The following is a 14,425-nucleotide window of genomic DNA, read 5'->3' as shown; positions in this document are numbered from 1 at the left end:
TTCTAACGCTTATCACGACCTGTTACATAAGGGACACGTTTGTGATATTCGTTGTAGCGCTTATGCAGCAAGGCAATAATACAGCACAGTAATCCTAACCAAATCAATGAGAAACTAACCCCTTTCACCCAATCAAATAGTTCATTAAATAAGAATACAGCTAATAAGAATTGGATCGTTGGTTCAATATATTGGGCAAGCCCTATTACGGTTAATGTTGTGCGTTTTATCGCCGCAGTGAAAAACAGTAATGGAATAATTGTCACCGGAGCCGCAAGCATATACAGCAGCTTGATTTGCCAATCCCCCGCCTCGACAGCACTCGTGCCATTAGCGGATAGCCACCATGTGATCCCAATGGCGACAGGCAATAGCCACATCGCCTCAACAAAAAGCGAAGTGATAACATCAAAACGAATAAATTTGCGGATCAAACCATAGACGGCAAAAGCACTTCCCATCACAAGGGCAAGTAGAGGCAATTCACCATACTGCCAGATTTGGAAACAGACACCGGAAAAAATCAGCAATACCGCCATTTTCTCGGCTAAAACTAGCCGTTCATGTAAAAATACGACCCCAAGTAAAATAGAAAACAGTGGATTAATAAAATAACCTAGGCTGGCAGCAAGTACTTGTCCATGGGTTAATGCATAAGTGAATGCCCCCCATGATATCGCCATAATAGATGAACTAAACAAACATAAAATAATTGAGCGTTTATCTGCCCATACTTGTTGCCAAAGCGTTTTATTTTTAATCAGTAAGCGAATGGCTAATAAAAAGGGGATCGACCAAATTACACGTTGGGCAAGTAGCTCTAAAGGTTCAGCGCCGGGCAACAAACGGTAAAAAAGCGGTGTGATCCCCCATAAAATATAAGAAAAGATAGCCAATGCTACCCCTGATCTCAGTAACATAATTAACCCAAAATTGATGTTTTCTTAAATAAAATTTCACTATAAATATCATACACTTTTATTTATCAATTTGAATTAATTAACATCACTATTCACATCCGTAAAGCCCTTCTCAAAGTTCGCGAATATGTAATGGTGGTTGCTGGTGAATAAATGCCGTTAGCTCTTGCTGGGATGGCGCTGCACTGATTGCCCCTTTACGTGTTGTCGCTAATGCACCACAAGCTGTTGCTTGTGTAATGACTTTCATTAAATCGTCATCATTATCACTCACTCCAAATTGGGCGATAGCCGCAAGCAATCCAGCCATAAAAGCATCACCAGCCCCCGTCGTATCAACACTTTCGACACGATATGCGCTAATGCCGATTTGATGAGTATGGGTTAATACCAAGCAGCCCTTCGCTCCCTGAGTGACAACTTTCAAACGGGCAGGATAATTCTTGAGTTTCTCTATTGCCCTATCCAATGTCACCTCCTCAACAAGCCACAATAACTCATCTTCCGAGAGTTTCAGTATGTCTGCCTGATAAGCAAATTCATCGACCTTGGTATGCATTTCAATAGGATCCGACCACATTTGAGGTCGAATATTAATATCAAAACTGAGTAATCCCCCCGCTTGCTGAATTTTATCAATTGCTTCATTTAATGATGCGCGGCAAACTGGATGAACAAGCGCTAACGAACAAAAATGCAGTATATCTTTTTCAAAACGCGGTAAATTTTTGTTACTGAGAAATTGATCTGCCGAAGGTGAAACTAAAAAGGAAAACTCACGTTCACCGTTTTCATGTAAAGACACTAACACCGTACTCGTGCGATACCGCTCATCAAATTCCATCGCGCTAGTATCAACACCGATATCAAATAACGTCTTTTGCATAAAATGACCAAAAGCATCTTCGCCTACGCGCCCAATAAAACCACTTGGTATCCCTAATTTTGCAACACCAGCAGCGACATTCACAGGAGCCCCACCAGCACAGGCTTCATATTGCATACTGTGCAGAGGAATTAAATCAACGACCGCATCACCTAAAGACCAAACTTTCATATTCACCCCATTCGAAGATTGAATGACTCGACATACAATTATTACATTAACACAAATTAGTACTGGAAAACCCAGATTGTTAACGTTAACATTTAAAGCTTAGAGTATAAATAAAAGACAATATTAACGCACGTGTTATATCGCCTCATCCTATTTATGGATCAATGTGCATTACCTAATCTTTTTAACAATAAGCACTGATAAACAATCGGTACACGTAAAGGAGCTATGATGAAACAACGTATTGAACAAGCATCGATAGCGCTTGAAACAGCGAGACAATCTCTAAACAAGCAATTTTATCCTGAATATCATCTTGCCTCTTATGCGGGTTGGTTAAATGATCCAAATGGGCTTGTTTATCATAATGGTCTATACCATGCTTTTTACCAACATCATCCCTACAGTTCAGATTGGGGACCAATGCATTGGGGGCATGCTACGAGTCAAGATATGCTCCACTGGTCACATCAACCTATCGCCCTCGCACCGGGTAATGACTATGATCGCGACGGTTGTTTTTCAGGCTCTGCGGTCAGTCATCATGGAAAACTATACTTATTTTACACCGGTCATATTTGGTTATCCGATGAAGGGGATGACAGCGAGATCTATCAAGCGCAGTGCCTTGCAGTGAGTGAAGATGGCATACATTTTGAGAAAAAAGGTGTCCTTATCCCTCCACCTGAAGGTTATATGCACTTCCGTGACCCAAAAGTTTGGTATCAAGATTCCCGTTGGTGGATGGTCGTTGGTGCAAGAGACCATTTAAATCAGGGGCAAATTCTCCTCTTTAGCACAGAGGATCTACTTAATTGGCCTAGTGAATACCAAGTTTTGGCTAAAACAGAAGATAAAAATGTTTATATGTGGGAATGCCCTGATTTTTTCCCTTTAGGCGAACAGTTTGTCACATTATTTTCCCCTCAAGGCAAAAAACCATCGGGTCATCAGTATCGAAACCGTTTCCAAAATGGCTATCTTGTGGGTCATTGGTCACCGCAACAGCCTTATGAAATAACTCACCATTTTACCGAAATCGATTTTGGTCATGACTTTTATGCGCCGCAAACTTTCTTATCTAAAGATGGACGGCGTATAGCGATTGCTTGGATGGATATGTGGGAAAGCCATATGCCATCAAAACCTCACGGTTGGTCAGGCTGCTTTACCATCCCAAGAGAGCTAACCTTGAACAACCAAGGTAAAATACAGGTAAACCCAATTAAAGAGCTGACATCGTTACGGCAAGAAGCTATTGAGATCACACCTTGTGTGTTAGAAAAAAATAGTGTGATTAAAATGTATGATGATGCCAAAGCCTGTGAAATTGAATTAATTTGGGATTTACAGAACAGCCCGGCTGAAAAATTCGGTTTTTGGATTGGTAATGGTGCTCAATTCTTCATTGATGGGCAGACACAAACCTTAATGCTCACCCGCCACTATCCAGAATATGTTATTAGTGATTACCGCTGTGCGCCGTTACCACAAACCCAGTATCTCAAAATACGTGCTTTTATTGATAAATCTAGCATTGAAGTTTTTATCAATGAGGGGGAAATGTGTTTTACCAGCCGAATTTATCCGCAAGAAGGGGAGCGAGCTTTAACTTTATTTGCCATAAACCAGAAAGCCAAATTAATAAAGGCGACATTATGGCCACTGCATAAAGCGGTCGAATAACCACTTTTTAAGGATCGCGAATAAACCGTGATCCTTTCATTAAATTGATGAGCGCTCCAGAAGGTCACAAGAAACATACTGTGTACCTTCAATTTTTCGTTGTTCAATAATATGTAATGCTGCCTCCTGCCCTAACTGATAGTGAGGCAGCACAACCGTACTCAATGGTGGATAAAACAGCTCCCCAACCGCAATCATATTGTCATACCCCAATACGGCAACATCTTTAGGTATACGCAGCCCTTTGCTCAGCAAAACCTGATACGCTAAAAAAGCGATACGATCATTACCACATACCACAACATCAAAATCAGGTTTACCACTTTCACAATGCCTATTAATAAGGTCGATCACATCCAGATAATGTTCATCACCAAGCGCTAAGTGATATTGTTTTAATGCCTCTTGTGGTAATCCAGCCGACTTCCATGAAGATTCAACCGCTTCTCTACGGGTCTGTCCCGCTAATGTTTCTTTTGGAATATACAAACACAAAGGGCGTCGATAACCTTTTTCAATCAGTTTGCACATTGCATGATACTGCCCGTGGTAATCATCAGGGATATAGGCAGGAAAATTCTGCTGTGGGTCAATACAGTTTGCCAATACAAGAGGATAAGTATGTAGCCCTTCTGGTATCGATACTTCTCTTAGCCCCATTGTTGTATAAATGATACCATCCGGCCGCTGCGACAATAATTGTCGTACAGCACGCTCATTATCATCATTTGATGTGATATTGACCACAAAACTACTCCAACCAAACTGCCTTGCGGTCTGTTCTATTGAAAGAATAATTTCAACTGAGTAAGGTGTTGTAGCCGTATCAAGCGCAAGTACACCAACCGTGGATATTTTCGACCCCTTCCCACGAATTTTTCGAGCGGAAAAATCAGGAACATAGTTAAGTGTTTGAATGGCTTGCTGCACCTGTTTTAGGGTATCAGGTTTCAGAAGCTCAGGGTTATTGATGGCTCTTGAGACTGTCATCAATGAAACATTAGCAAGTCGAGCCACATCTTTTAAAGAAGCCATTACGTGTTTTCACTCAGCCATATAATAACGAATGAAAATTCTAACATGATAAGGATAAAAATCACCTACAGGAGTGATTAAATATATTTGTGATTATTACAAATGAAACTATACTAAATCTAGTATTAGAGCTTTTTATGACTACTATTTTACGATATTATCATTCCATTACATAAAAAAATTTTATAACATATCTAAAATATATAGTGAGATAAACAAAGCATACGTGTTTCTACTTACCATATAGTAAGATATTTATTATTTTTTACTTAATGACACAAACGTTAACCATTAACCCTACTTTTATATTAAATTTACCTAGTCGCGAAATATAATATAAATTAAGGTCGTTAAAGGTCCGTAAATACATTAATAATAAATCTAAAAAATTAGCAAGAAAATATTACCATTAGCTTACGTAGCAATCTGGCTCAACGTATTTTTCAAATTTTATATGAATATCAAATCAGTGTAACAGGAGTATGGTGATGAATAACACCATTCACGTAATCATAGAAAATGATAATGTCATTAAGAATAAACTGAAACTAATGATGGAATCTTTTGGTTTCAATTTTAAGTTCTATAATGATGAAGATTTATTTACAAGTAATTATACGTACCCTCAAGAAGAAGGAGCAAAAGAGTGTGTATTAATATTCCTAAACAGTGAAAATAATCATATTGGCAGATTGAATAATATCAATGGTTCATTAGGTATCATCCCTTTTATTATCCTATCAGAAAAGCCATCTGTAGAGCTTTGCCGTGAAAGTTTCAAATCCGGCGCATTTGATTTCTTTTCATTTCCATTTAAAGATTCGGATATCGCGCATGCTGTCAGCCATGCTATGGAATTGTTTGCTAATGAGCATTCTGAGCTCAAGAAATACAATAAATTAGCAGATAAATTTGATCGTCTTTCCAATCGAGAAAAAGAGATCATGGATATGATCCTAGAAGGTAACACGAGTAAGGAAACTGCTGAAAAATTAGCACTTTAGCCAAGAACGGTTGAAGTTCATCGCTCAAATATTTATACAAAACTCGGCATAAAATCGTTACCGCAATTAATACAAGAGTATGAATATATAAATACTTACTCTAGAAATTTATGACATCATTGATTATCAATGCACATTGTCGATAATATTAATTTAGCTATTTAGCTTTAATTAATTAAAAAATTTAACCATTAATATATTTTTATTTTGAATATTAAGGTTTTTACAGTTTTAATTGCTATAGGCCATTTTCATGGCTAGATTAGTTAATGTTCTGGGCTGCCACATGTAAACTTGCAGTGTGTCAGCCTCCTTCGCCGATATCGTTAATGTTACTTAAGTGAATTATTATTTTTACCGTGAAATAATTTCGCATATTAGTTTTAAGTTATTTCACTTATCTGGCGGATTCAAGTCCGAAGTGCAACGCTAAGCCGCCTTTCTTAGCTCCGCAAACACCACCGAAGGTTGTCTGAACCCCAGACACTTGCGTGGCCTGCTGTTCAACGCTCCCTGATAGCGTTGTAAGTCTTCTTCTGTCACTGTCCGCAGGTCTGTTCCTTTCGGGATAAACTGTCTTAACAACCCATTCGTATTCTCGTTCAGCCCACGCTCATGCGAGGCATACGGATGGGCAAAGTACGTATCTGCGTTCAGTGCTTCTGCTATCGCCTTGTGCTCACTAAACTCTAGACCGTTATCGAACGTTATTGTGTGACATACATCCTGATACTCACTCAGCAGTGAGATAATGGCCTTACTGACTTCCACCGCATCCTTTGAAAACACCTTTTTTGTCAGGTAAATACGGCTTTTGCGTTCTGCCAGTGTCACGATAGCACCAGTGCCCTGTTTACCCTGCACCAAATCGGCCTCCCAGTCCCCCAGACGGCTACGGTCATCGACGACTGACGGCCGTAGCTCAATGGATACCGCATCAGGGATGCGCCCTCGTTTCTGCCCGTAGCCCTTACGATATCGCCGTTTGCCCTGCCTAAGATGCCTGTACAACTCGCCACCGCTACGCTTATCCGCATAGATATACTGGTAAATCCATTCATGGCTGACGCTAAGACCAATAATGCTGCCAATTGCACTTATTTGCTCAGGACTCCACTTCCACTCCAGAGCAAATATCACGAAATCTATGGTCTGCTGAGGAATTGTCCTTTTGGCAGATGACAGCCGCCTATCACAGCACTTCTGGTGTGCCTGTTGTGGGTTATAACCAGTATCTGAAGTGTTACGCCTCAGTTCACGGGAGACCGTGGACTTGCTTACACCGATACGGATACCTATCTCATGGCAGGATAAATTATCCTCACGCAGTATCGATATCTGGTATCGTTGTCCTTCGGTTAGTTGCTGATACTTCATACTTACTCGCTCATCTTTGGTCGGAAGAGCAGGATAGCTTATCAGTAGCTAACCGTCCTTCCATCTAACATGACCGAGCGTTGCACTTATTATCTGAATTCGCGTCTCCCTCTTTCATATAAATAACCGCCTAGGTGCACTCAACTTTTCTTTTAAATTTAAGTTACTCTCCGTTAAATCCTATTCTCTAAAAATGCTCTTAATCTAAAAAAACGGTTCAAAACTGACATCCAAGTATCAATGATTAGTCAATAATAATGCCGTTACTTCATTTTTCTTTAATTTTTGTATCAGTAAGCTGACACCATGAAAATTTCAGGAAAAGGGAGCAAACGTTTTTAAGTCTCGATCCTTGCCACACAGCAAACATCCACGAGCATTGGCTGGTTTATTTGCGCTTCCGCTAATATTTTGCACTTTTATTGCTCAATAACAGCCGAGGCGCTCTCTTTTTGCCGTAAAATTCCCTATTATCAAACGATACGATCGAACGCCACACTTTGGTAAAGGAGAAGGATATGATTGGTCTCATTATTGTTTCTCATAGTAAATTGCTCGCTGATGGGTTGCATCAACTTGCAGCGCAAATGCAAAACAAACAAAAGTGTCACATCATCACCGCGGCAGGTGTTGATGATGAAACTCACCCTATCGGCACAGATGCGGTGAAAGTGATGGAGGCAATCGAAAGTTTATCCGATGCCGAGCATATCATTTTATTAATGGACTTAGGCAGTGCACTACTCAGTGCAGAAACGGCACTTGATCTCATCGATCCAGATTTGGCAGAAAAGGTTCATTTATGTAGCGCCCCTTTAGTGGAAGGCGCCATAGCGATTACGGCCGCCGCATCGGGTGGAGCTTCAATTGATGAAATATTAAATGAAGCTCAACAAGCTTTACAGGCAAAACAGCAACAGCTAAATGACACCGTCACTACCACTGAGAATGAAAAAGACAAACATACTCATTTTTCAGAGCAGGCATTAACAACCCAATGGGTGGTCAAAAATCCTTCGGGCCTACATATCCGCCCAGCGGCAAAATTAGCAACGTTGCTTTCTGGTTTTACAGCCACACTAGAATTACGTCATGGTGAAAAACGCGCGGATGCGAAAAGCATGAACCAAATTGCGTTATTACAAGTGCGTCAAGGTGACAAAATTACTTTGGTTGCAGAAGGAGTAGATAGCCAAAATGCCATCGATGCTTTTAATCAGCTTGCCCAACACAATTTTGGAGATAACATCGCAACAACGGACAGCAAAACCTTTGTAGGGAAAACGGCCTATGTACCAACCGTAGCAGGGTTAGCTCATCACCACGCTCCAAACACTGAACCTTGCATTTCGTCTTATCAAACAAGTGAAAACGAAACCCGTAGGGCCACCAAAGCAATTGAACAGTTAAAAACGCACTTAGATTCTCTCGCTAATACACTGAGCGAACAATATGGTGAAGAGATTGCCAATATTTTTCGAGGACATCGCTTATTATTAGAAGATGATGAACTTGTAGAATCAATCACACAAAGCATCGAAAATGAACGCAATACTGCCTATGACGCGATTTCCAACATATTCAACAATATGTCAAAACAGTATCAGCAACTAGACGATGAGTATTTACAAGCTCGATTTATTGATATTGAAGACTTAAAAAATCAGTTACTTATGTCAATATCATCTGTCGCACAGCCATCATGTGCTTTCACCGAGCCTACGATTATTTTAAGTGGTAACTTAGGCCCCTCTGAACTACTTCGCTACAGAAATACAAACGTAGTGGGTGTTGCTCTGGCAAATGGTTCCCCTTATTCCCATACCTGTATTATTGCGGCAAAAATGGGGCTACCGATATTAACGGATCTTGGCGACAACATTCACCAAATAGCTGAACAAACAAAATTACAATTATCTATTGAGACTCGCTCATTAATAGTGGCGTCATAAATAGTGAAACGGTGAGCTTCAACTACCACCACTGACAATTTCTGATAGATTCAACATAGGCCGCCGTAAAAATATACGGCGGTTTGTGTAACGACTCGAAAGGCTTTTATATCTCTTGATGATAACCATCAATTACAACCATTTTTTGCTCATTGTTTTTCATGCATAATGAGGCCGCTTTGAGTTAGTTACTTATATTCCTTAATATTAATGTCGTATTGCTTTAGTTTTCGCCAAAGCGTTGTTCTCCCCATATTCAAGACTTGATGCATCTCTTGGACCTTTCCACCACAAAGCCTTGCCGCTTCGATAATTGCCGCTTTTTCGACTTCCTGAATACTCAGCTCTCGGCGCTCTGTAGGTTGATGTTTTTCAAAAACCAACTCTTGCAAACATAAGTGACGCTTTATTTTCTCACTGATTTCACGACCAACAGCGTTTGCTAAGGCAAGTAGAATAGTGCTGTCAACCGTTTGAGAAGCAAACGCAACGATGGCAATTAATGCTCTATTTTCACAATAAATAGGGGCGAGATAATAAAAGGTTCCCTGTAACTTAACAGGATGAGTAAATAAGCTAAATAACGCTTCCTGAGTTGTACAATTTGATAATACGTTGGTAATAGCCAATGGTGCTGTCAGCATCTCACTTAACCACAACGTTTTTCCATTAGGCTCAATGAGTGAAGCATCGATAGTCATATCATTGATAGGAGCCAATCCGTTTTCGATAGCAAGACTGGCAAAATGAATTAACAACTCTGAAGAAATCACCTTCGCCACTTCTTTTGATTTGGGAGAAATTACTGGAGATGATAAATCAATAGACATAGCCATCCTTATACATCCGTAAGTCATTCTCAAATTATGTCAATTTTTCATGAAATTTTAATATCACAAATCAAATAATACATGAATAGTTTTTTATCCTTTGATCTAGGACAATAACATTGATTATATCGAAATTAGATACTAATAATGCGGCTAAAAAAAGCCTGCTCGTTCAATTATTGAGCAGGCTTTTGTCTATTATCTTTTCACTTGGTGGTTATTCAGAGACAATTGAACCCCAGAGATCATACTCATCAGCATGCTCAATCAGCACATTAACAATGTCACCTGGCTTCACGTCAAATTCACCATTTAAATAAACCATACCATCAATTTCTGGGGCATCCGCCATACTACGACCAATTGCACCTTCATCATCGACTTCATCAATGATAACAGGCAATTTGCGCCCAATTTTTTCTTGCAACCTTTCTGTTGAAATTTGTTGTTGCAACTGCATAAAACGATGATAGCGCTCCTCTTTAACTTCTTCAGGAACCTGATCGGCTAGTTCGTTCGCTTTCGCGCCTTCAACTGGACTATATTTAAAGCAGCCAACGCGATCAAGGCGCGCTTCTTGTAAGAAGTCGAGTAACATTTGGAAATCTTCTTCCGTTTCCCCTGGGAAGCCCACAATAAAAGTAGAGCGTAAAGTTAATTCAGGGCAAATTTCACGCCAGCGTTTAATACGCTCAAGTGTTCTTTCGACCGCACCTGGGCGTTTCATTAGTTTTAGAATTTTTGGGCTAGCATGCTGCAATGGAATATCCAAATAAGGAAGAACTTTCCCTTCCGCCATCAATGGGATTACCTCATCAACATGTGGGTATGGGTAGACATAATGTAAGCGAACCCACACACCAAGTGACGCTAATTGCTCACATAAGCCAACCATACTGGTTTTAACGGGTTTACCTTCCCAAAAGCCTGTACGATGTTTGACATCAACACCATAAGCGGAAGTATCTTGTGAGATCACCAGTAGCTCTTTAACGCCTGATTCAACTAAGCGTTTTGCTTCATTTAGTACATCCCCAATGGCGCGACTATCTAAGTCACCACGCATGGATGGAATAATGCAGAATGTACAACGGTGATTACAACCTTCCGATATCTTCAAATAGGCATAATGTTTTGGCGTTAATTTAACACCTTGCTCAGGAACTAAGCTCAAAAAAGGATCATGTTCTGGTTTTGGCACATAATGATGAACATGATTGAGTACTTGCTCATAACTATGAGGGCCTGTAATTTCGAGTACTTTTGGGTGTACTTCGCGGATTTGGTTTTCTTTAGCCCCAAGACACCCTGTCACAATCACTTTGCCATTTTCATTTAATGCTTCACCAATCGCTTCAAGAGACTCTTGAACGGCACTATCAATAAAGCCACAAGTATTCACAATGACCAAATCAGCATCATCATAACTTGGTACAACTTGATAGCCATCTGTGCGTAGTTCAGTCAAGATACGTTCTGAATCGACAAGATTTTTTGGGCAGCCAAGTGAAACAAAACCAATTTTTGGCACCGGATTAGTATTTTGCGACATAACTCACTTCTTTTATTGTTTTAAAAAATGGGCTGGATTTTACCTGAAGTATAGTAAAAATTGTACAAATTTTTAGCTATGAGCATTGATTAGATTAAGCCATTTACCTCTTAAGGATTTTACCGCTATAAAATAGACATTATTAATACATCGTTATTTATTAGCTATCAAATTTGACTTATGTTACCCTCTTCGATTCCATTAAAAAGAGTTGATGCTAAATACTGTTCGTTAAAATATGAAGAAAAATAAGAGCAAGAATAAGAAAAGCAACAGACGTAGAAATAACCATAGCTACAACAGCAATACTTTCAGTATGGATAGCATGAGTAACGACAATAGTATCAGTAACAACAATAACCCTTATGTTATCTTCGAAACGATAATTTACCCATTACCAAATGAACTAAAACGCCCTATAGAACCCGTAATTGGCCATGGTAATCAAGCAGTTATTTATTTTTTATGGCTATTTTTTGCATTGCTATATGCATTTACTTCTCTCATTTTATGGGAAGTTATCTTGGGAAAGTTACTTTTTATTACTATTGAGGCCATACTATTAGTTTCATTTTATGCTCTACTAAAACGATTAAGTAAAACTGTTGGTTATTTTTCTGTAGATAACGACGGATTTCGTATTATTAATACCCTATATCCAAACGGGAACATTGAAATACTCTGGGAAAATATTTGCTCTGAGTATATTGTGCATATTAAAACAGGCGGTAGAAATCGGCCTGACTATCTTGTTTTTCAATATAAAAATGCCTCAAATGAGCGTAAAGAATATAAATTACCCATCGAAAACTGGCTTAACTATTCACTTTTCTCTCCAATAGAAAAAAGGAAGTGGATGCTCAAGGCGGTCCTTAAAGGACTTGCGAGAACTCCTGATATAAAAATCAATCAAAGTGTATTTACTAAACTCGATGTAAACCCAAAAACCTTTGAATTTGCACCATCAAAGAGAAGGGTAGAAAATATAGAGGCCATTATTATCTCAATCATAATTTTAGGTCTTTCCTTTATATTATGGACATTTTTGTCCATAAACCTACCATTTTCATGGGCTTTAGGTTTGTTATTAGCTTCAGTTATCCCTATATTTATTGGATTGACTTTATTTATGAGTTGGCTTTATCCAGAAACTGTAAACAATATTAGCTATACCAATACAGATACCGATAACGTTAATAAATAATCACCTTAGCTGTCGCACTTTCCTCATTTGGTTTACCTAATGAAACGAATATAAACCACAAAGCCGAAAGCTATTCCCTATCAACTCTCGGCTTAAAAAACACTAACGATTTATTGAACGAGCAATACGTGAATAAGTATGCCGAACACCTCGGATCACAATACCATAATTTAAAATATTCTCTGGTAATGCAATACCGTTATAGCCCGAATCGCCGATATGATGCAGATCTGTTCCTGCCATTTTGCACATCAGCGCAATTTGGCGAATGGTTTGTATATCCGCCCCTTCTTGCGATGTCCCAATTGCCGTCATCGTTAATACCCCTTGTGAATGACAATAAGCCACCATTTTTTGCACAAATTCGGCAGAGATCCCCGGCACCGTTCCAGGGGCTGGTAATAAAATCACATCTGCACCGCTATCAATAAAACTACGAATATCCGTCTCGGTAATTAACTGCTCAGCAGATTCATTTAACACCCCCGCAGCATGCATTTTGCCCGTGACCAAGATAATATTTTCACCCACAGCCGCTTTAAGCTCTTTTAGGCTTAAATTAATTTCATGATTGGTGACGCCATTGCCTGGATTTCCCGTTAATACAATAATATCCACTCCCATCTCTTTTAATTTGATGGCATTTTTTACCGTAGCTAATCGCCCTTCAGATATTTTCCACTGCGCATCTTGATGAGGATTATTAAAACCTGCGGGAACAGGCTCTAGATTCACGCCGATAGCTCGGCCAGTAACGCGAATTCAGATAATAAGTGCAACGCTCGGTCATGTTAGATGGAAGGACGGTTAGCTACTGATAAGCTATCCTGCTCTTCCGACCAAAGATGAGCGAGTAAGTATGAAGTATCAGCAACTAACCGAAGGACAACGATACCAGATATCGATACTGCGTGAGGATAATTTATCCTGCCATGAGATAGGTATCCGTATCGGTGTAAGCAAGTCCACGGTCTCCCGTGAACTGAGGCGTAACACTTCAGATACTGGTTATAACCCACAACAGGCACACCAGAAGTGCTGTGATAGGCGGCTGTCATCTGCCAAAAGGACAATTCCTCAGCAGACCATAGATTTCGTGATATTTGCTCTGGAGTGGAAGTGGAGTCCTGAGCAAATAAGTGCAATTGGCAGCATTATTGGTCTTAGCGTCAGCCATGAATGGATTTACCAGTATATCTATGCGGATAAGCGTAGCGGTGGCGAGTTGTACAGGCATCTTAGGCAGGGCAAACGGCGATATCGTAAGGGCTACGGGCAGAAACGAGGGCGCATCCCTGATGCGGTATCCATTGAGCTACGGCCGTCAGTCGTCGATGACCGTAGCCGTCTGGGGGACTGGGAGGCCGATTTGGTGCAGGGTAAACAGGGCACTGGTGCTATCGTGACACTGGCAGAACGCAAAAGCCGTATTTACCTGACAAAAAAGGTGTTTTCAAAGGATGCGGTGGAAGTCAGTAAGGCCATTATCTCACTGCTGAGTGAGTATCAGGATGTATGTCACACAATAACGTTCGATAACGGTCTAGAGTTTAGTGAGCACAAGGCGATAGCAGAAGCACTGAACGCAGATACGTACTTTGCCCATCCGTATGCCTCGCATGAGCGTGGGCTGAACGAGAATACGAATGGGTTGTTAAGACAGTTTATCCCGAAAGGAACAGACCTGCGGACAGTGACAGAAGAAGACTTACAACGCTATCAGGGAGCGTTGAACAGCAGGCCACGCAAGTGTCTGGGGTTCAGACAACCTTCGGTGGTGTTTGCGGAGCTAAGAAAGGCGGCTTAGC

At 40.2% G+C, this 14,425-nt stretch carries 9 protein-coding genes and 3 pseudogenes; 5 read left to right on the top strand and 7 right to left on the bottom strand.

All coding sequences use genetic code 11. From position 1 onward, the window contains the following. Nucleotides 1-2: 2 nt before the first annotated feature. Complete coding sequence (gene rarD / locus M1E93_RS05210; protein ID WP_004922670.1) at nucleotides 3-920, bottom strand: EamA family transporter RarD; 918 nt, start codon at nucleotides 918-920, stop codon at nucleotides 3-5. A 112-nt stretch (nucleotides 921-1,032) separates the two neighbouring features. Next, nucleotides 1,033-1,977: an aminoimidazole riboside kinase gene (locus M1E93_RS05205; RefSeq protein WP_036941345.1), complete on the bottom strand. Its 945-nt coding sequence runs from the start codon at nucleotides 1,975-1,977 to the stop codon at nucleotides 1,033-1,035. A 231-nt stretch (nucleotides 1,978-2,208) separates the two neighbouring features. Between M1E93_RS05205 and M1E93_RS05200 the strand changes: the two genes are divergently transcribed. Continuing rightward, nucleotides 2,209-3,663: a glycoside hydrolase family 32 protein gene (locus M1E93_RS05200; RefSeq protein ID WP_042116769.1), complete on the top strand. Its 1,455-nt coding sequence runs from the start codon at nucleotides 2,209-2,211 to the stop codon at nucleotides 3,661-3,663. 39 nt (nucleotides 3,664-3,702) lie between these two features. Here M1E93_RS05200 and M1E93_RS05195 read toward each other — a convergent pair whose 3' ends face one another. Then, the gene (locus M1E93_RS05195; RefSeq protein ID WP_036941349.1) at nucleotides 3,703-4,698 is read right to left on the bottom strand and encodes a LacI family DNA-binding transcriptional regulator; all 996 of its coding nucleotides are present in this window, start codon (nucleotides 4,696-4,698) and stop codon (nucleotides 3,703-3,705) included. 482 nt (nucleotides 4,699-5,180) lie between these two features. Between M1E93_RS05195 and M1E93_RS05190 the strand changes: the two are divergent. Beyond that, nucleotides 5,181-5,816, top strand: a pseudogene (locus M1E93_RS05190) (response regulator transcription factor). A 315-nt stretch (nucleotides 5,817-6,131) separates the two neighbouring features. Here the strand turns inward: M1E93_RS05190 and M1E93_RS05185 are convergent. Continuing rightward, entirely contained in the window at nucleotides 6,132-7,079 is a 948-nt protein-coding gene (locus M1E93_RS05185) for an IS30 family transposase (RefSeq protein WP_140035165.1), read from the bottom strand. Between the two features lie 518 nt (nucleotides 7,080-7,597). Between M1E93_RS05185 and dhaM the strand changes: the two genes are divergently transcribed. Then, nucleotides 7,598-9,031: a dihydroxyacetone kinase phosphoryl donor subunit DhaM gene (gene dhaM / locus M1E93_RS05180; RefSeq protein ID WP_053110379.1), complete on the top strand. Its 1,434-nt coding sequence runs from the start codon at nucleotides 7,598-7,600 to the stop codon at nucleotides 9,029-9,031. A gap of 188 nt (nucleotides 9,032-9,219) precedes the next feature. On the opposite strand, the pseudogene M1E93_RS05175 reads toward dhaM, so the two are convergent. Further along, nucleotides 9,220-9,357, bottom strand: a pseudogene (locus tag M1E93_RS05175) (helix-turn-helix domain-containing protein); the annotation flags it as partial. Nucleotides 9,358-10,078: 721 nt separating this feature from the next. Next, nucleotides 10,079-11,413: a 30S ribosomal protein S12 methylthiotransferase RimO gene (rimO, locus tag M1E93_RS05170; RefSeq protein WP_004922699.1), complete on the bottom strand. Its 1,335-nt coding sequence runs from the start codon at nucleotides 11,411-11,413 to the stop codon at nucleotides 10,079-10,081. Between the two features lie 238 nt (nucleotides 11,414-11,651). Here rimO and M1E93_RS05165 point away from each other — a divergent pair, with 238 nt between their 5' ends. Next, complete coding sequence (locus M1E93_RS05165; RefSeq protein ID WP_004922704.1) at nucleotides 11,652-12,617, top strand: hypothetical protein; 966 nt, start codon at nucleotides 11,652-11,654, stop codon at nucleotides 12,615-12,617. A gap of 102 nt (nucleotides 12,618-12,719) precedes the next feature. Here the strand turns inward: M1E93_RS05165 and M1E93_RS05160 are convergent. Beyond that, a pseudogene (locus M1E93_RS05160) lies at nucleotides 12,720-13,376 on the bottom strand (haloacid dehalogenase-like hydrolase); the annotation flags it as partial. Between the two features lie 100 nt (nucleotides 13,377-13,476). Here M1E93_RS05160 and M1E93_RS05155 point away from each other — a divergent pair. Further along, entirely contained in the window at nucleotides 13,477-14,424 is a 948-nt protein-coding gene (locus tag M1E93_RS05155; RefSeq protein ID WP_140035165.1) for an IS30 family transposase, read from the top strand. The last annotated feature ends 1 nt before the right edge of the window (nucleotide 14,425 follow it).

The organism is Providencia sp. PROV272, from assembly GCF_049901975.1.
Lineage (GTDB): Bacteria > Pseudomonadota > Gammaproteobacteria > Enterobacterales > Enterobacteriaceae > Providencia > Providencia stuartii.
This window is presented reverse-complemented; position numbering and strand designations above follow the sequence as displayed.

What these genes read in the sequence shown, in the direction of transcription:
- rarD (WP_004922670.1), bottom strand. Translation starts at nt 920, where the DNA reads ATGTTACTGAGATCAGGGGTAGCATTGGCTATCTTTTCTTATATTTTA.
- M1E93_RS05205 (WP_036941345.1), bottom strand. Translation starts at nt 1,977, where the DNA reads ATGAAAGTTTGGTCTTTAGGTGATGCGGTCGTTGATTTAATTCCTCTG.
- M1E93_RS05200 (WP_042116769.1), top strand. Translation starts at nt 2,209, where the DNA reads ATGAAACAACGTATTGAACAAGCATCGATAGCGCTTGAAACAGCGAGA.
- M1E93_RS05195 (WP_036941349.1), bottom strand. Translation starts at nt 4,698, where the DNA reads ATGGCTTCTTTAAAAGATGTGGCTCGACTTGCTAATGTTTCATTGATG.
- M1E93_RS05185 (WP_140035165.1), bottom strand. Translation starts at nt 7,079, where the DNA reads ATGAAGTATCAGCAACTAACCGAAGGACAACGATACCAGATATCGATA.
- dhaM (WP_053110379.1), top strand. Translation starts at nt 7,598, where the DNA reads ATGATTGGTCTCATTATTGTTTCTCATAGTAAATTGCTCGCTGATGGG.
- rimO (WP_004922699.1), bottom strand. Translation starts at nt 11,413, where the DNA reads ATGTCGCAAAATACTAATCCGGTGCCAAAAATTGGTTTTGTTTCACTT.
- M1E93_RS05165 (WP_004922704.1), top strand. Translation starts at nt 11,652, where the DNA reads ATGAAGAAAAATAAGAGCAAGAATAAGAAAAGCAACAGACGTAGAAAT.
- M1E93_RS05155 (WP_140035165.1), top strand. Translation starts at nt 13,477, where the DNA reads ATGAAGTATCAGCAACTAACCGAAGGACAACGATACCAGATATCGATA.